Source organism: Nocardioides sp. Soil_C_8 (genome assembly GCF_057656315.1).
Map to the genome: position 1 here is coordinate 583,068 of NZ_JBDGKQ010000002.1, position 16,095 is coordinate 599,162.

Annotated in this window: 15 protein-coding genes and 1 tRNA gene; 7 read left to right on the forward strand and 9 right to left on the reverse strand. The window is 72.5% G+C overall.

Annotated elements, in window-relative coordinates; translation table 11 throughout:
* Nucleotides 1–85: 85 nt before the first annotated feature.
* The 3 genes from AC3A3L_RS12615 to AC3A3L_RS12625 form a co-directional block, all read right to left on the reverse strand.
* Nucleotides 86–790 carry a hypothetical protein gene (locus AC3A3L_RS12615; RefSeq protein ID WP_487640379.1) on the reverse strand — a complete coding sequence of 235 codons (705 nt, stop codon included), beginning with the start codon at nucleotides 788–790 and terminating at the stop codon, nucleotides 86–88.
* A 100-nt stretch (nucleotides 791–890) separates the two neighbouring features.
* Nucleotides 891–1,484 (reverse strand): aminoacyl-tRNA hydrolase, encoded by a 594-nt coding sequence (gene pth, locus AC3A3L_RS12620; protein ID WP_487640380.1) that lies wholly within the window; start codon nucleotides 1,482–1,484, stop codon nucleotides 891–893.
* A gap of 129 nt (nucleotides 1,485–1,613) precedes the next feature.
* Nucleotides 1,614–2,303 carry a 50S ribosomal protein L25/general stress protein Ctc gene (locus tag AC3A3L_RS12625; protein ID WP_487640381.1) on the reverse strand — a complete coding sequence of 230 codons (690 nt, stop codon included), beginning with the start codon at nucleotides 2,301–2,303 and terminating at the stop codon, nucleotides 1,614–1,616.
* A gap of 260 nt (nucleotides 2,304–2,563) precedes the next feature.
* Between AC3A3L_RS12625 and pepN the strand changes: the two genes are divergently transcribed.
* Nucleotides 2,564–4,987, forward strand: a complete 2,424-nt coding sequence (gene pepN / locus AC3A3L_RS12630; RefSeq protein WP_487640579.1) for an aminopeptidase N — start codon at nucleotides 2,564–2,566, stop codon at nucleotides 4,985–4,987.
* Nucleotides 4,988–5,107: 120 nt separating this feature from the next.
* Here pepN and AC3A3L_RS12635 read toward each other — a convergent pair whose 3' ends face one another.
* The 4 genes from AC3A3L_RS12635 to AC3A3L_RS12650 form a co-directional block, all read right to left on the reverse strand.
* Nucleotides 5,108–6,079 (reverse strand): ribose-phosphate diphosphokinase, encoded by a 972-nt coding sequence (locus tag AC3A3L_RS12635; RefSeq protein ID WP_487640580.1) that lies wholly within the window; start codon nucleotides 6,077–6,079, stop codon nucleotides 5,108–5,110.
* Between the two features lie 111 nt (nucleotides 6,080–6,190).
* The gene (glmU, locus tag AC3A3L_RS12640) at nucleotides 6,191–7,627 is read right to left on the reverse strand and encodes a bifunctional UDP-N-acetylglucosamine diphosphorylase/glucosamine-1-phosphate N-acetyltransferase GlmU (RefSeq protein ID WP_487640382.1); all 1,437 of its coding nucleotides are present in this window, start codon (nucleotides 7,625–7,627) and stop codon (nucleotides 6,191–6,193) included.
* A 67-nt stretch (nucleotides 7,628–7,694) separates the two neighbouring features.
* Nucleotides 7,695–9,047 (reverse strand): glycosyltransferase, encoded by a 1,353-nt coding sequence (locus tag AC3A3L_RS12645; protein ID WP_487640383.1) that lies wholly within the window; start codon nucleotides 9,045–9,047, stop codon nucleotides 7,695–7,697.
* On the reverse strand, nucleotides 9,044–9,283 hold the full coding sequence (locus tag AC3A3L_RS12650; protein ID WP_487640384.1) for a hypothetical protein: 240 nt from the start codon (nucleotides 9,281–9,283) through the stop codon (nucleotides 9,044–9,046). The genes AC3A3L_RS12645 and AC3A3L_RS12650 overlap by 4 nt, the downstream gene beginning before the upstream one ends.
* Nucleotides 9,284–9,532: 249 nt before the next feature.
* Between AC3A3L_RS12650 and AC3A3L_RS12655 the strand changes: the two genes are divergently transcribed.
* Nucleotides 9,533–10,978, forward strand: a complete 1,446-nt coding sequence (locus AC3A3L_RS12655; RefSeq protein ID WP_487640385.1) for a DUF4389 domain-containing protein — start codon at nucleotides 9,533–9,535, stop codon at nucleotides 10,976–10,978.
* Nucleotides 10,978–11,985 carry a zinc-dependent alcohol dehydrogenase gene (locus AC3A3L_RS12660; protein ID WP_487640386.1) on the forward strand — a complete coding sequence of 336 codons (1,008 nt, stop codon included), beginning with the start codon at nucleotides 10,978–10,980 and terminating at the stop codon, nucleotides 11,983–11,985. Before AC3A3L_RS12655 ends, AC3A3L_RS12660 begins: the two co-directional genes overlap by 1 nt.
* On the opposite strand, the gene AC3A3L_RS12665 is transcribed toward AC3A3L_RS12660, so the two are convergent.
* Nucleotides 11,986–12,064 (reverse strand) — tRNA-Gln (locus AC3A3L_RS12665).
* A gap of 201 nt (nucleotides 12,065–12,265) precedes the next feature.
* Between AC3A3L_RS12665 and AC3A3L_RS12670 the strand changes: the two genes are divergently transcribed.
* From AC3A3L_RS12670 to AC3A3L_RS12685, 4 genes are read left to right on the forward strand one after another with little or no spacing between them, the layout of a single operon-like run.
* Nucleotides 12,266–13,225 carry an ABC transporter ATP-binding protein gene (locus tag AC3A3L_RS12670; protein WP_487640387.1) on the forward strand — a complete coding sequence of 320 codons (960 nt, stop codon included), beginning with the start codon at nucleotides 12,266–12,268 and terminating at the stop codon, nucleotides 13,223–13,225.
* Complete coding sequence (locus AC3A3L_RS12675) at nucleotides 13,218–14,114, forward strand: ABC transporter permease (RefSeq protein WP_487640388.1); 897 nt, start codon at nucleotides 13,218–13,220, stop codon at nucleotides 14,112–14,114. Before AC3A3L_RS12670 ends, AC3A3L_RS12675 begins: the two co-directional genes overlap by 8 nt.
* Nucleotides 14,111–15,022, forward strand: a complete 912-nt coding sequence (locus tag AC3A3L_RS12680; protein ID WP_487640389.1) for an ABC transporter ATP-binding protein — start codon at nucleotides 14,111–14,113, stop codon at nucleotides 15,020–15,022. The genes AC3A3L_RS12675 and AC3A3L_RS12680 overlap by 4 nt, the downstream gene beginning before the upstream one ends.
* Nucleotides 15,019–15,720 (forward strand): ABC transporter permease subunit, encoded by a 702-nt coding sequence (locus AC3A3L_RS12685; protein WP_487640390.1) that lies wholly within the window; start codon nucleotides 15,019–15,021, stop codon nucleotides 15,718–15,720. The genes AC3A3L_RS12680 and AC3A3L_RS12685 overlap by 4 nt, the downstream gene beginning before the upstream one ends.
* Here the strand turns inward: AC3A3L_RS12685 and AC3A3L_RS12690 are convergent.
* Complete coding sequence (locus AC3A3L_RS12690) at nucleotides 15,704–16,072, reverse strand: hypothetical protein (RefSeq protein WP_487640391.1); 369 nt, start codon at nucleotides 16,070–16,072, stop codon at nucleotides 15,704–15,706. The two genes, AC3A3L_RS12685 and AC3A3L_RS12690, sit on opposite strands and share 17 nt — an antisense overlap.
* Nucleotides 16,073–16,095: the final 23 nt, after the last annotated feature.

The window sequence follows — 16,095 nt, forward strand, 5'->3', positions numbered from 1 at the left end:
CCCCACGCCCGACATGCTCCGATCTTCTGGACCGCGACGGCCCGGACGGACCGCGCACGGGGGCTTTCGCCCATTTTGGGGAGCCCTACCGGGCGGCTGCGGAGAAGGTGATGTCGGCCGACCGGAGGTCGCGCAGGTGGAGCACCAGGAGGTCGAGCTCGGCGACCGACCAGGTGTCGTCGACCGCGACGCCGGCGGCCGTCGTGCGCAGGGCGCGGTAGAGCGACAGGGGCTGCTTGCGCAGCTCGGCGTGCAGGGTGCCCTCGAGGACGAGGCGCAGGTAGTCGTGCTGGGCGGCGGGCGCGGACCCGTAGTGGTAGGCGGCGTCCACGTCGTTGTCGGCGGCGAGGTCGGCGAAGGTCTGCCAGTCGATCGCCATGAGGTGGTCGACCCGACGGCCCGTCGTCGACTCGACGGCAGCCACCGCCGCGCTCGGCGGCCGGGCACCGAGCCCGGCGCGGTCGTCGTACGGGATCGGCACGGAGTCCACCCGCGCGCTGCGCCCGTCGGGAGGGACCTCGACGAGCATGACCGCCTCGACGGACTGCTCGCCGGGCAGCCAGGACACGTCCGCGCTGCCGCCGGGCCGGGTGCCGACCATGAGGATCGTCTCGCCCGGCTGCTCGGCCGGACGATCGCCCAGGCCGTCGAAGGCACCGTCGATCCGGCCCATCCGGCTGGTCAGGCTGAGGTTGAGGACCACGGCCGCGGCGAGGCCGAGCACGCCCAGCAGCGTGGCGACCGCCAGCAGGCGGCGCAGCCGCGGGCGCCGGCTCGTGGCGCCTGCCATCGAAGTCCCCCGTCCGTCCGTGCCGACGCTAGGCGGTGGCGGGCGGGACCTCATGCCCCAAACGGGGGACGGTCCAGACCGGGCGGGGCCGGGAGTCGGGCTAGGAGTTGAAGCGCTGCTGGGTCTTCTCGAGGCCGTCGGTGATGAGCGACTCGACGGCGTCGGCGGCGTCGGAGACCTGGAACGGCAGCTCCTTGCGCTCGACGGTCGAGTAGTTGGACAGCACGAAGTCGGCGACGTCCTGGCGGCCGGGCGGGCGGCCGATGCCGGCGCGGACGCGGTGGAAGTCGCCGGTGCCGAGCGAGGACCGCATCGACTTCAGCCCGTTGTGGCCGTTGTCGCCGCCGCCGAGCTTGACCCGCAGCGTGCCGAAGGCGATGTCGAGCTCGTCGTGGATGGCGATGATGTGCGCCGGGTCGACCTTGTAGAACGTGGCGAGCGCCTTGACCGGGCCGCCGGACTCGTTCATGTAGCCGCGCCCGCGGGCCAGCACGACGCGGGGGCCGCCGAGGGACAACCGGCCCTCGACGACGTCGGCGCGGCCCGACTTGTGGGAACGGAACGGTGAGCCCATCCGTGAGGCGAGCTCGTCGGTGACGAGGTAGCCGATGTTGTGGCGGTGGCCGGCGTACGACGGGCCGGGGTTGCCGAGCCCGACGACCAGCCACACGTCGGAGGTCGGTGCGTCGCTCACGGTCATCATCCAATCAGTCGAGTGGGCGCGTCTGCGCACCGAAATGGCGTCGAGTCGGCGCATCTGCACATGGTGCGTGTGCAGATGCGCCGACTCGACGGTGTCACGGCGCGAGGATGCGCCGACTGGTCACTCGGAGTCGGTGCCCTCGGCAGCGGCGTCCTCGGCCGGGGCCTCGTCGCCCGCAGGCGCCTCGGTCTCGGCCTCGGGGGCGTCGTGCTCGATGCCGGCCTCGGCCTCGGCCTCCTCCAGCTCGGCCTCGAGGGCCTCGGCGGAGATCTGCTGGGTCACGTTGACGATGAGGAGCTCCCCGTCGGCGAGCAGCGTCACGCCGGAGGGGAGGTCGAGGTCCTTGGCGAGGACCTGGGTGCCGACCTCGGCGCCCTCGATCGAGACCTCGAAGGCCTCGGGGATGTGGGTGGCCTCGGCCTCGACGGAGACGACGGCGTTCTCGGTGACGACCAGGGTCTCGGGACCGGCCTCGCCCACGACGTGCACGGGGACGTCGACGGTGACCTTCTCGCCGCGCTTGACCGCGACGAAGTCGATGTGCTCGATGAGGCGGCGGATCGGGTCGATCTGCACGTCCTTGGTGAGGGCGAGCTGCTCGGAGCCCTCGACGTCGAGCGCGAGGAGCGCGTTGGCGCCGCCGTGCTTGAGGGCCATCATCGTCTGGTGGCCGGGCAGGATGACGTGGACCGGCTCGTTGCCGTGGCCGTAGATGACGGCGGGGATCTTGTCCTCGCGGCGGATCCGGCGGGCAGCGCCCTTGCCGAACTCGGTGCGGCTCTCGGCGGCGATCTTCTCGGGGGCAGACATCATGTTCTCCGTACGTCGGTGTGGGTTCGTGGGCCTCGGCCGGAGACGACGAACGCCGCGCTCCGGATCGGGGGCGCGGCGCAGTGATGCGGTCCGGCCCAGTCGATCACGGAGTCCTGGTCGTGCGGGCTCCCTCGCCGAGGCAACCCGAGAACTCTAGACCCGGGCCGGTGGCGAGGTCGAATCGCGGCGACGGGCGCCGACACCGAATGGGGAGGCGGCGGTCACGGGCCGCTCACTAGGGTGTCCCGGTGCCCCTGATGCTTCCCGAGGCGCGCGAGCGCGCCGTCCTGCTGACCGACGTCCACACCGAGCTCCACCTCGACCTGACCTCGACCGAGGACTTCGGCGTCGAGGCGACGATCTCCTTCGGCTGCACCCAGCCCGGTGCCTCGACGTTCCTGGAGCTCAACGGCGGCACCGACGTGACCCTCGACGGGGCACCGGCGCCGTACGCCGACGGGCGCATCGCGCTGACCGACCTGGCAGCGACCAACACGGTCCGGGTCACGGCCCGGATGCCGTACGTCACCGACGGCGACGGCATGACCGTGACGATCGACCCGGCCGACGGCGAGCGCTACGTCTGCGCGCACACGTCGATGGACATCGCGCAGAAGGTCGTCCCCTGCTTCGACCAGCCCGACGTCAAGTCGACGTTCACGCTGACGGTCACCGCGCCGTCGCACTGGACGGTGCTCGGCAACGGACCGCTCGAGGGGCGCACCTCGGGCGAGGCGGGCGACACCTCGGCGGACATCTGGACCTTCGGCACCACCCCGCCGTTCTCGTCGTACCTCTTCACCCTCGTCGGCGGCCCGTGGGTGTCGGTCACCTGGGACGAGCCGTACGCCCCCGCACCCGGCGGCACGCTGCCGTTCGGCTGGCACGCGCGGGCGTCGCAGGGTCGTGAGCTGCAGCGCGACGCGGACGAGCTCAAGCGCATCACCAGCGCCTGCTTCCAGCACTACACGACGGTCTTCGAGCCGGACTACCCCTACGCCGACTACCAGCAGGTGTTCGCCCCCGGCCTCAACTGGGGTGCGATGGAGTTCCCCGGGTGCGTGGTCTTCCGCGACCAGGCGCTCACGCAGGGCACGCCCACCGAGCTCGAGCGCGAGTGGATGGCCTCGACGATCGCCCACGAGATGGCGCACATGTGGTTCGGCGACCTCGTGACCATGAAGTGGTGGGAGGACTCGTGGCTCAACGAGTCGTTCGCGGACTTCATGGGCTACGACGTCGCGGGCGTGGCGGCGGGCTACACCGACGCCTGGACGTCGGCCGCGATCACCCGCAAGCCGGCCGGCTACCGCGCCGACCGGCGCCGCTCGACCCACCCGATCGCCGAGGACACCGACAAGATCGTCGACGTCGACACGGCCTTCGCGAACTTCGACATGATCACCTACGCCAAGGGCAACTCCGCCCTCGCCCAGCTCGGCCACTGGCTCGGCGAGCAGGACTTCCTCGCCGGCGTCAACAAGCACCTCACCGCGCACGCCTTCGGCAACGCCGACCTGGCGGCCTTCCTCGACTCCCTCGACTCGGCCACCGACAAGGACGTGCGCGGCTGGGCCGAGGCGTGGCTGCGCTCGACCGGCTTCGACACCCTGCGCGTCACGCGGGGAGACGACGGCGTGCCGGTCCTCACCCGCGAGGGCTCGCGGTCGCACCGCATCACCGTGTCGGCGTACGACGACGCGATGCGGCTCGTGGACTCCCGCGACGTGCTGCTCGGCGACGAGCCGGTGCGGCTCGACGACTTCGCCGGCCGGGTCGTCGTGCCCAACTCCGGCGACGAGACCTTCGCGGTGGTCCGACCCGACGAGCAGTCGTGGGCGGCGGTCACGCGCGGCCTCTCGTCGGTCGAGTCGCAGCTGACGCGCGCGATGCTGTGGTGGACCGCGGTCGACCTCTGCGAGTCGCAGGTCGTCCGGGTCGCGGACTTCGTCGCCCTCGCCGACACCCACCTGCGGCCCGAGACCCACCCACTGGTCTTCGAGGGCGTGATGCGCGCGCTGCAGTCGATCACCCGCCGCTACGCCGAGCCCACCGAGGCGGCCGGCCACCTCGCGGTCGTCGCCGACATCGCCCGCGGCGCCGTCGACGGTGGCGACCCGGCGCTCGCCCCCGGGGCGTCGCGCGTGCTCGCCCGGATCAGTGCCGACCGTGACTTCCTCGTCGACTGGCTCGGCCGCGACGACGTCGACCAGACGGTCCGCTGGGCGGCTGTCCACCGGCTCGCCGAGCTGGGCGACGACTCGTGGATCGGCCCCGAGGAGCAGCGCGACAAGTCCGTCTCCGGCCACCACGCCGCGCTCGCCGCACGCGCCGCCGTACCCACGCCGGAGGCCAAGGCCGCCGCCTGGGCGCGGCTGATGGGCGGCGAGCTGGGCAACCACGAGTTCGACGCCGTCGGCGCCGGGTTCTGGGGCTGGGACCAGGCCGAGCTCGTCCGCCCCTACCTCGGGCGCTACGTCACCGACGGCCTCGCCCTGGCCCAGCGGTCCGGCCAGGCGATGGGCGACGTGATCGGCGACGCCTTCCCGGTGCTGCCGCTCCCGCTCGACGCACGCCACGAGCTGCGCACCGCGGTCGCCGCCGCCCTCGAGGGCGACGTGCCCACCGTCCTCGCCCGCTCGTGGAACGACTCGCTCGACGACCTCGACCGGACGCTCTAGACCTCATCTCGAGGGAGTCACCGGATATCCGGTGACTCTCCCGCTTGGTGCCCAAGGCTTCGGGTGCCAAGCGGGAAACTCGGGTGCGAAGTCCCGAACGGCCCTTTCCTCGCCGTCGGCCTAGGCGTGGCCGTCGAACATCGAGGTAACGGAGCCGTCCTCGAAGACCTCGCGGATCGCGCGCGCGATGAGCGGGGCGATGGAGAGGGTGGTGAGCTTGTCGAACTGCTTCTCCGGCGGCACGGGGAGCGTGTTGGTGACCACGACCTCGACGGCGGAGGAGTTCTTCAGCCGGTCGACGGCGGGGTCGGACAGGATCGGGTGGGTCGCGGCGATGATCACGCCGGCGGCGCCGTCGGCGACGCACGCCTCGGCGGCCTTCACGATCGTGCCGCCGGTGTCGATCATGTCGTCGGTCAGGATGCAGATCTTGCCCTCGACCTCACCGACGACCCGGTTGGCGACGACCTCGTTGGCGACGTCGATCCGGCGGGTCTTGTGGATGAAGGCGAGGGGTACGCCGCCGAGGCGGGCCGACCAGCGCTCGGCGACCTTGATCCGGCCGGCGTCCGGCGAGACGACGGCGAGCTGCTGGTCGCCGTACTTGTGCTTGACGTAGTCGGTGAGGATCGGCAGCGCCATCAGGTGGTCGACGGGACCGTCGAAGAAGCCCTGGATCTGGTCGGCGTGCAGGTCGACGGTGATCAGCCGGTCGGCCCCGGCGGTCTTGAAGAGGTCGGCCACCAGCCGGGCCGAGATCGGCTCCCGGCCACGGTGCTTCTTGTCCTGGCGGGCGTAGCCGTAGAACGGCATCACGACCGTGATCCGCTTGGCCGACGCCCGCTTGAGCGCGTCGACCATGATCAGGTGCTCCATGATCCACTCGTTGATCGGAGCGGTGTGGCTCTGGATCACGAACGCGTCGCACCCGCGCACGGACTCCTCGTAGCGCACGTAGAGCTCGCCGTTGGCGAACGCCCGCGCGTCCTGGGGCACCAGCCCGCACTCGAGGAGGTCGGCGACCTCGGTGGCGAGGTCGGGGTGCGCCCGGCCGCTGAAGACCATCAGGTTCTTCTCGGTGGTCCGCTTCATTCCGGTCACGCGACGCGACTCCTCGCTGTCCTGGTCAGCCTCGGGGGAAGGCTCGATCGGAGGTGCTGGACAGAAGTCTGACCCACATCCCGGCCACCTCCAACCCCGGGGTCACTGCTCGGGCGTCTCCTGCTGTTCACGCGCCGTTCGCGCCGCCTCGGCCTGCGCCGTGCCGGCCCGCCGTGACTCCGTCCAGCCCTCGAGGTTGCGCTGGGGGGACGCGCTGACCGCGAGCGCACCCGGGGGCACGTTGCGGCGCACGGTCGTGCCGCCCGCGGTGCCCGCGCCGTCGCCGATCTCGACCGGAGCGACGAACGTGTTGTTCGAGCCCGTCCTGGCGTGGCGCCCGACGACCGTGCGGTGCTTGGCCACCCCGTCGTAGTTGGCGAAGATCGTGCCGGCGCCGATGTTGGTGCCCTCGCCGATCTCGGCGTCGCCGACGTAGGACAGGTGCGGCACCTTGGCGCCGTCGCCGATCGTCGAGTTCTTGGTCTCGACGAACGTGCCGATCTTGCCCTTCGCGCCGAGGTGGGTGCCGGGCCGGAGGTAGGCGAACGGCCCGACCGAGGCGTCGTCGCCGATGACCGCGAGCTCGCCATGCGTGCGTACGACGCGCGCGCCGGCGCCGATCTCGCAGTCCTTCAGCGTCGTGTCGGGTCCGACCACGGCGTCCTCGTGCACGACGGTCGCGCCGAGCAGCTGGGTGCCGGGGAGGATCGTGACGTCGGGCTCGAGGACCACGTCGGCCTCGATCCACGTCGTCGCCGGGTCCATCACCGTCACGCCGTCCTTCATCCAGCGGGTGACGATGCGGCGGTTGAGCTCGCGGCCGAGCTCGGCCAGCTGGGCGCGGTCGTTGGCCCCGGCCGTCTGGGCGACGTCGTCGATGAGGTGCGCCCCGACGGTCAGGCCGTCCTCGCGCGCCAGGCCGACGGCGTCGGTGAGGTAGTACTCGCCCTTGGCGTTGTCGTTGGTGATGCGGGCCAGGGCCGAGACCAGGAACTCGGCGTCGAAGGCCAGGATCCCGGAGCTGATCTCGTCGATCTCGCGCTGCTCGGGCGTCGCGTCCTTCTCCTCGACGATCGCCTCGACGTCGCCCTCGTGGTTGCGCACGATCCGCCCGTAGCCGAACGGGTCGGCCAGCCGTCCGCTCAGGATGCTCACCGCCCGCTGCGCGGCGTGGTGCTCCTCGGCGAACGCCCGGAGCGACTCGCCCTCCAGCAGCGGGGTGTCGCCGGCTGCGACGATCACGGTGCCGGTCGTGGTGCCGGAGGCCTCCATCGCGACGCGTACGGCGTGTCCCGTGCCGTCCTGCGTCTCCTGGACCGCGAGCACCGCGGACGGCAGCAGCTCGGTGATGTGCGGCCCCACCTGCTCGCGCTGGTGCCCGACGACCGCGACGACGCTGGTCGGCTCCACGGCCTGCACGGCGTGCAGCACGTGCCCGATCATGGAGCGCCCGCCGACCGGGTGCAGAACCTTCATGGTCTTCGACTTCATGCGGGTGCCGCCGCCGGCGGCGAGCACGATGACGGTGAGGTTGTCCATGGCCGCAGTCTGTCATCGCCGCGCCCGACCCTCGACGCGCGGGACGTCGGGCCAGGGTCAGGGCCGCTCAGGCCTCGCCGAGGAGCTGCGCGAAGAGCTCGGCGTACTGGATGAGGTGCCGGTCGGCCAGGTAGTGGTCGCGGACCCGCTGGTGCGCGGCCCGGCCCATCTCGCGACGCCGGTCCGCGTCCGACAGCAGGGAGGAGAGGGCAGCCACCAGGGCGGCGCCGTCGCGCGGGTCGGCGAGCAGGACGCCGCTCACGCCGTCCTCGACCTGGTCGCGGATCCCGCCCACGGCCGAGGCCACCACGGGCCGGCCCTTCCACATCGGCTCGGTCACGGTGAGGCCGAACCCCTCCGCGAGGCTCTTCTGGACCACGACGGTCGACCAGCGCTGCAGCGCGTTCACGACCCGCGCGTTGTCGTCGAGGTCGTCCATCGGCACCGACACCAGGTGGCTCCGGTCGCGGGCCCGCGGCGGCAGGGCGTGCCACAGGTCGCGGCAGTCCGCCAGCACCTCGGCGGCAGCGGGGTCGTCGGCGACGCCGTCGGTCGCAGGGCCCGCCAGCACGAGGTGGACGTCGTCCGGGAGCAGCCGGATGTGCTCGGCGAACGCGGCCAGCACCCCGCCCATGTCCTTGAGGCGGTCCCACCGGCTCACCTGGAGCACGACCCGGCCGTCGGCGGGCAGCGGCGCTCCCTCGACCACCAGCCCCTCCCGGTGCACGATCGAGTCCACCTCCTCCGCGCCGAGGTCGGCGTTCTTGGGGCTGAACGGGTCCAGCGAGGGCGGGATCACCCGCAGCCACCTCCGGTCGACCCAGTCGGGTGCGAACGCCTCGCGCGAGAACACGCAGGCCTGCGCCGGCTCGACCAGCTCACGGAGGAAGCCCCACGCCTCGCGGGTCCACTGGTTGTGCTCGTCCAGGCCGACGTGGCAGCGCCACACGACGACGGCCCCGCGCTCGCGCAGGTGGCAGGCGAGCCCGGCCACCTGCGGGTCGTGCAGGAGGACCACGTCGCCCGGCTGCACGAGGTCGACCACGTCGTCGCGCTGCCGCGCCAGCGTGGCGTCGTACGTCTCTCGCGCCGCGGCGTCGAGCCTGCCGGCGTCACCCCGCACCCCGTGCAGCCGGTTGTGGATCCTCTTGGTGACGGCGAAGAACCCCGGGTCGCCGTCCACCACCAGCCAGCGGGTGTCGACCCCGGCGCCGGCCGCGTAGGCGACGAGGGTGTGCAGCATCTCGGCGACGCCCCCTCCGCGCGCGGTCGAGTTGACGTTCCACACGGTGCGTCCCTCGAGCAGCCGTCGCGCCGCGGCCACGTGCGTCTCGAGCCGCTCGGCACGCTCGGGCGTCAGCAGCGGCGCCAGCCGCTGCAGGGGCACCGGCTCGACGCCGACCTCGGCGACGCCGGTCACGGCGAGTGACGCGGGCGGGGCAGCTCGATGGGTGCACCCACGCGGACCGGGACGCCGGGTGCGGTGCGACGAGCGACGTCCAGCGCCTCGTCCATGCACCTGATCACCCGGGCGCGGGCGGCGTGGTCGCTCTCGGAGACCGGCGGCTCGACGAGCTCGAGCGCGCAGTGGGACGCCAGCGCGCGGCGGGCCGCCTCCTCGACCAGGTCGTCGAGCTCGGGGACGTCGTCGACCACCACACGAACGGCGTGGGCTGGGCGTGGGGCTGTTGCACGGGTCGGCACGCGGGGCCTCCTGGGGATCCGGGGACTCGAGTGTCACTCCCCGTCGTCGCGCGCCACAGGGTCGTAGGTCCCGGGCAGACCCGGGCGAACACGTGCCGTTCGGCCCTCCCCGCCTGCTCTCCGCAGCGCGACGATCGAAGGGAGGAAGCGCCCCGGCCTCGTCACGCACCGCCCGGAGAGGCGCCGGAGGAAGGACTCGACATGACGACCTCGACCGCGCCGCCGACCTACCCCGTGCACGTCGACGCCGACCTCGACCCCGACCTCAGTCGCGGGTTGTGGCTGGTGAAGTGGCTGCTCGCCCTCCCCCACTACGTGGTGCTCGCCTTCCTGTGGGTGGGCTTCGCGGTGCTGAGCGTGGTGGCGTTCTTCGCGATCCTCTTCACCGGCCGCTACCCCCGCGCGATCTTCGACTTCAACGTCGGCGTCATGCGCTGGAGCTGGCGCGTCTCCTACTACGCCTTCGGCGCGCTCGGCACCGACCGCTACCCGCCGTTCACGCTCGCCGAGGTGCCCGGCTACCCCGCCCACCTCTCGGTCGACCACCCCGGTCAGCTCTCGCGCGGGCTGGTGCTCGTGAAGTGGTGGCTGCTGGCCATCCCCCACTACCTCATCGTCGGGCTGTTCGTGGGCGGAGCGGCGTACGGCGTGGGCAGCGCGGACGACCAGTCCTGGATGAGCATCGGCCTGATCGGCGTGCTGGTCCTGGTCGCTGCGATCGTGCTGCTCTTCACCGGCCGCTACCCGCAGCAGGTCTTCGACCTCGTCCTGGGACTGAACAGGTGGGTGCTGCGGGTCGCCGGCTACGTGTCGCTGATGACCGACCAGTACCCGCCGTTCCGCCTCGACACGGGCGGCCACGAGCCGCACGCCGCCGTCCTCCCGCCACCTGCCCAGCCCACCCAGCCGACCCAGCCGACCGGGACCAGCCCTGCCCCCCTCCCTCCGCCCGGCACGCCGCCGCCCGGCGGCCGCGGCGGCTGGACCGCAGGTCGCGTCGTCACTGCCGTGATCGGGTCCCTGCTCGTGCTCACCGGCCTCGGCTTCGCCGGCGCCGGCGCCACCCTGGCCGTCGTCGGCGCCACCGGGCGTGACGACGGGTTCCTGATGACCCCCTCCACGGCGCTCGACAGCGCCACGTTCGCCATCACGTCGGAGGACGCGAAGATCGACACGGAGGGAGCCCCCTCCTGGGTGCCGTCGATGTGGCTCGGCGAGGTCCGGATCCGCGCCACGGCCGACGGCGGCGGCCCGCTCTTCGTCGGTGTCGCCCGGACCGCGGACGTCGACGGCTACCTCGGCGACGTGTCCCGCGACACCCTGAGCGAGCTCCGCGCCGGCCACGCCGTCCTGCGGACCACCGACGGAGGTGCGCCCGCGACCGCGCCTGCCGACCAGGCGTTCTGGGTCGCCCGAGCCACGGGGACCGAGGCCACCCTCACCTGGGACCTCGAGGGCGGTGACTGGACGGTCGTGCTGATGCGCGCGGACGGTACCCGCGGCGTCGCGGCCGACGTCTCCACCGGCGCCGAGCTCCCGGTGATCAACGCCGTGATCGCGGTGCTCCTCGTCCTCGCCGGCCTGACCCTGCTCGCCGGCGCCCTGCTCATCGCCGTACCTGTCCGCAACGCATCGAGGAGAGAATGATGAAGGCAGCAGTAGTCCCCGCGCTCGGCGCTCCGCTGGAGGTCCGCGACGTCCCGGTCCCCGAGCCCGGGCCCGGCCAGGTGCTGGTGAGGATCGAGACCTGCGGGTTGTGCCACACCGACATCCACGCCGCACGCGGCGAGTGGCCGGTGAAGCCCAAGGACCTGCTCATCCCCGGCCACGAGGGCGTGGGGACGATCGAGGCCGTCGGTGAGGGAGACCTTCCCGTCACGACCGGGCAGCGCGTCGCCCTCCCCTGGCTCGGGCACGCCTGCGGTCACTGCCGCTACTGCGTCGCGGGGTGGGAGACCTACTGCACCAGCCCGGCCTACATGGGCTACACGATGGACGGCGGCTACGCCGAGTACGCCGTCGCCTGGGCGAGCCACGTCGTGCCCGTGCCCGACGCGGTGACCTCCCGCGACGCCTCGCCGCTGACCTGCGCCGGCGTGACGACGTACAAGGGGCTCAAGGTCGCCGCACCGCAACCGGGCGAGACCGCGATGGTCGTCGGCATCGGCGGACTCGGGCACCTGGGCCTGCAGTACGCCCGCGTCTTCGGCTCGCGCACGGTCGCGGTCGACGTGCACGACGAGAAGCTGCAGCTGGCCAAGGAGCTGGGGGCCGACCACGTGGTCGACGCCCGCGGCGACCAGGAGGCCGAGCTCGAGGCCCTCGGCGGCGTCGACGTGGCGCTCGTGACGGTGCCGTCGCCCGCCGCGATGCGTGCCGCGCACGCCGCCCTGAACCCCAACGGACGCCTCGTGCTCGTCGGCCTCCCGGCCGACAACCGGCTCGAGCTCCCGGTCTTCGAGACGGTGCTCAAGGGCATCTCGGTGATCGGCTCGCTCGTCGGCACCCGCAACGACCTCGCCGAGTGCTTCGACCTCCACGCCCGCGGCCTGACCCGCGTCGTGACCGAGAGCCGTCGACTCGAGGACGTCAACGCCTGCTTCGACGAGGTGCTCGCCGGCGAGGTGCCCGCCCGTCTGGTGTTCGAGATGTAGCTCCCCGGGTAGGAGTCGAACCTACGTCGCTAGTCCTGATTCAAAGTCAGGCGGGCCCTGCCGGCAGACCAACCGGGGATAGGCGGCCAAGCCTAGGGCCCACCTCGGGCGGGGCTGCCAAGACCCGGCAGACCAACCGGGGACAGGCGGCCAGGCCTAGGGCCCACCTCGGGCGGGGCTGCCAGGACCCGACAGACCGTGCCGATCTTCACGACACCTCCACACGGATCCGGGCCATCCCTGATGCCGGGGGGTGGCCGGCCCCGCTAGCGTGGCGGTCGTGACGGGGGAACTCATGGGGCAGCCGCCGGTCATCTCGACCGCCGGCCTCACCAAGCACTACGGGACGGTCCACGCGCTGACCGACCTCACGGTCGACGTCGGCGAGGGCGTGACGGGGCTGGTCGGCGCCAACGGCGCCGGCAAGTCGACGCTCATCAAGATCCTGCTCGGCCTGCTCGAGCCCACGGGCGGCCACGCACGCGTGCTCGGCCACGACATCGAGCACGAGAGCCAGGAGATCCGTCGGCTCGTCGGCTACATGCCCGAGCACGACTGCCTGCCGCCCGACGTCAGCGCCAGCGACTTCGTGGTCCACATGGCACGGATGTCGGGCCTGGGGGCGTCCGCGGCCCGCGAGCGCGCGGCCGACGTGCTGCGCCACGTCGGCCTCGACGAGGAGCGCTACCGGCCGATGGGCGGCTACTCCACCGGCATGAAGCAGCGCGCCAAGCTCGCCCAGGCCCTCGCCCACGACCCGCGGCTCGTCTTCCTCGACGAGCCGACCAACGGCCTCGACCCGGCGGCCCGCACCGACATGCTGCGGCTGGTGCAGCGCATCGGCAGCGACTTCGGCATCGCCGTCCTGGTCACCTCCCACCTGCTCGGCGAGCTCGAGCAGGTCAGTGACCACGTCATCGTCCTCGACGGCGGGCACCTGCTGCGCAGCAGCGCGACCGGCGACTTCCTCCAGCAGACCGGCAGCCTGCTGGTCGAGGTGGTCGGCACCGAGGCCGAGCGCGACCGGCTCGGCGAGGCGCTCGCCCAGCGCGGGCTCACCTGCCGCCCCCGCGGGGCGATGGTCGCGATCGACCCGCCACCGCCGGAGCTCGCCGAGGCCGGCGCGGTCCAGGACCTGATCCGCGACGTCGCCGCCGACCTCGGGCTGGGACTGATGCGCCTCCAGCCCGACCGGCACCACCTCGAGGACGTCTTCCTCCAAGGAGGCACCCGTGTCTGAGCTGTCCCCCGGCGCCGGTCGACCCGGCATCATCCACGACCTCGGCTACCGCCACTTCGACGGCATCCGCGAGGGCACCCCGGCGATCGCCCGCACCCTCTTCACCACCGGGCTGCGCCACGCCTACGGCCTGGGGCGGTCGGGCAAGTCCAAGGTGATGCCGTTCCTGCTGCTGGCGATGTCGCTGCTGCCCGCCACGATCGTCGTCGGGGTCGTGGTGCTCACCGGCCTCGACGAGCTCCCGGTCTCCTACGCCGACTACACCAACCAGACCCAGCTGCTCGTCAGCCTCTTCGCGGCCTCGCAGGCGCCGGTGCTGTTCTCGCGCGACCTGCGCCACCGCTCGATCGTGCTCTACCTCGCCCGCCCGCTGGCAGCGCCGGTCTTCGCGCTCGTCCGGTGGCTGTCGCTGACCGTCGCGATCTTCCTGTTCACCGCGATCCCGACCGTGGTGCTCTTCGCGGGCGCGATGCTCTCCGGCCTCGACAAGAGCGACCAGACCACCGGGGCCCTCAAGGCGATCGCGCTGCAGGCGCTGCTCGCGATGATGGTCGCCGGCGTCAGCGGACTGATCTCGTCGGTGTCGTTGCGCCGGGGCTTCGCGGTCGTCGGCTCGGTGATGGCGCTCATCGTCCTCACCGGCATCGTCACCGTGATGCAGAACATCGCCTACTACGAGGGCGACAGCGAGTCGGTCTCGGTCGGCGTCGGGCTGCTGTCGCCGTGGTCGCTGGTCAACGGGCTGGCCAACGCCTGGGACGCCGGGGTCGACACCCCGGTGCCCGTCGACGGCGCCTGGGTGCCGGCGTACGCCATCGTGGCGCTGCTGCTCGTGGGCGCCTGCCTGCTGGGCCTGGTCGCCCGCTTCCGGAAGGTGGGGTCGCGATGAGCACCCTCGTCCTCGACTCCACGTCGCGCTGGTTCGGCAACGTGGTCGCGGTCAACGACGTCTCGCTGTCCATCGGCCCCGGCGTGACCGGCCTGCTCGGCCCCAACGGCGCAGGCAAGACCACGCTGATGGCGATGATGTCGGGCTTCCTCGCCCCGTCCGCCGGCCACGTGACGCTCGACGGCAAGCCCGTCTGGCGCAACACCGAGACCTACCGCCAGATCGGCCTGGTCCCCGAGCGCGAGCTGAGCTTCGGCTACCTCACCGGTCGCCAGTTCGTCCGCGCCAACGCCGACCTGCACCGGCTGCCCGACGCGGCCGCCGCCACCGAGCGGATCCTCGGGGTGGTCGACATGGTCGAGCCCGCGGGCCGGCGCCTCGACACCTACTCCAAGGGCATGCGGCAGCGCATCAAGATCGCGGCGGCGCTGGTGCACGACCCGGCGGTCCTGCTGCTCGACGAGCCCTTCAACGGCGTCGACCCGCGCCAGCGGATGCACCTCATGGACCTCCTGCGGCGCCTCGGCGACGAGGGCCGCACGGTGCTCTTCAGCTCCCACATCCTCGAGGAGGTCGAGCGCCTCGCCCGGCACATCGAGGTCGTCGTCTCCGGCCGGCACGCCGCGTCCGGCGACTTCGGCGCGATCCGCCGGCTGATGACCGACCGGCCGGTGCAGTACGCCGTCCAGTCGAGCGACAACCGCACCCTCGCCTCCGTCCTGATGGCGCAGGAGTCGGTGCGGGCCGTCAGCCTCCGCGCCGACCACCTCGACGTCCAGGTCGGCGACCTCGGCAGCTTCGCGGTGGACCTCCCCGGCCTGGCCCGGCAGCACGACGTGACCCTGTTCGAGCTCTCCCCCAGCGACGAGTCGCTGGAGAGCGTCTTCGCCTACCTGGTGGCCCGATGATCAACACGACCATTGCCAAGCTCGCCCTCCAGGCGCTGCTGGGCCGACGCCGCTTCTTCCTGCTGCTCGCCTTCCCGGTGCTGCTCATCGGGCTGGTCGCGCTCGTCACCGCGCTGGTCGACGGTGAGGCGGCCTACGAGGTCCTGCCCAACCTCGGCTACCCGCTCGTGCTCCCGCTCGTCGCGATCCTCGCGGCTTCCTCGGTGCTCGGCCCGGAGGTCGACGACGGCTCGATCGTCTACCTGCTCTCGAAGCCGGTGAACCGCTACGGGGTGGCCATCAGCAAGTGGCTGGTGGCGCTCGGCGCCACCCTGGCCGCGGGGGCGCTGCCGATCTACGTCGCCGCCCTCATCACCGGCGACGGCAGCCGGGCGGCCGCGCTGCTCGTGGGCGCCGCCGTCGCAGGGACGGCCTACTCTGCGCTCTTCCTCGCGATCTCCGCCGTCACCCGGCACGCCGTCATCGCGTCCTTGATGTTCGTGCTGATCTGGGAGAGCCTGCTCGGCAACCTCTTCAGCGGCATCGCGTGGCTGAGCATCGGCCAGTGGGGCCTGCGCATCGGCCACGAGATCTCCAGCGCCCTGCCGGACCCGGCCAACCTGGGCTACGCGGTCATCGCGAGCCTCGTCGTGACGGTCGTGGGGGCGTGGTTCGCCGGCGACCGGCTGCGCTCGTTCTCCCTCACCGGCGACGAGTAGCGGCGTCCGCGGGGTCGCTGCGCCACACGCGGGCGGCGACCCAGAGGAGGTACGCCGCCGGCACGCCCAGCAGCACACCCCACAGCCAGCTCTCCTCGAGGACGCCCACCACGGCGGTGACCGCAGCCCAGCCGGCGAGCAGCAGCAGCATGGCCAGCGCCAACGGCCGCGCCCAGGGAGCGCCACGCTCCGGCGGGCGCCTGCCCACCACGACACCCAGCAGCGACACCAGGCCGAAGACGACGAACACCGAGGCCCAGGCGCGCCCGAACCCGGAGTCGGCGTCCATCACCAGCCCGACGCCGAGCGCCACGGCCAGGAGGCCGGCGCCGACCCCGAGGGCCGCGGACACCCTGCCGATCCTCGGTCGCGCGC

What these genes read in the sequence shown, in the direction of transcription:
- AC3A3L_RS12615 (WP_487640379.1), bottom strand. Translation starts at nt 790, where the DNA reads ATGGCAGGCGCCACGAGCCGGCGCCCGCGGCTGCGCCGCCTGCTGGCG.
- AC3A3L_RS12625 (WP_487640381.1), bottom strand. Translation starts at nt 2,303, where the DNA reads ATGTCTGCCCCCGAGAAGATCGCCGCCGAGAGCCGCACCGAGTTCGGC.
- pepN (WP_487640579.1), top strand. Translation starts at nt 2,564, where the DNA reads ATGCTTCCCGAGGCGCGCGAGCGCGCCGTCCTGCTGACCGACGTCCAC.
- AC3A3L_RS12635 (WP_487640580.1), bottom strand. Translation starts at nt 6,079, where the DNA reads ATGAAGCGGACCACCGAGAAGAACCTGATGGTCTTCAGCGGCCGGGCG.
- glmU (WP_487640382.1), bottom strand. Translation starts at nt 7,627, where the DNA reads ATGGACAACCTCACCGTCATCGTGCTCGCCGCCGGCGGCGGCACCCGC.
- AC3A3L_RS12655 (WP_487640385.1), top strand. Translation starts at nt 9,533, where the DNA reads ATGACGACCTCGACCGCGCCGCCGACCTACCCCGTGCACGTCGACGCC.
- AC3A3L_RS12660 (WP_487640386.1), top strand. Translation starts at nt 10,978, where the DNA reads ATGAAGGCAGCAGTAGTCCCCGCGCTCGGCGCTCCGCTGGAGGTCCGC.
- AC3A3L_RS12680 (WP_487640389.1), top strand. Translation starts at nt 14,111, where the DNA reads ATGAGCACCCTCGTCCTCGACTCCACGTCGCGCTGGTTCGGCAACGTG.
- AC3A3L_RS12685 (WP_487640390.1), top strand. Translation starts at nt 15,019, where the DNA reads ATGATCAACACGACCATTGCCAAGCTCGCCCTCCAGGCGCTGCTGGGC.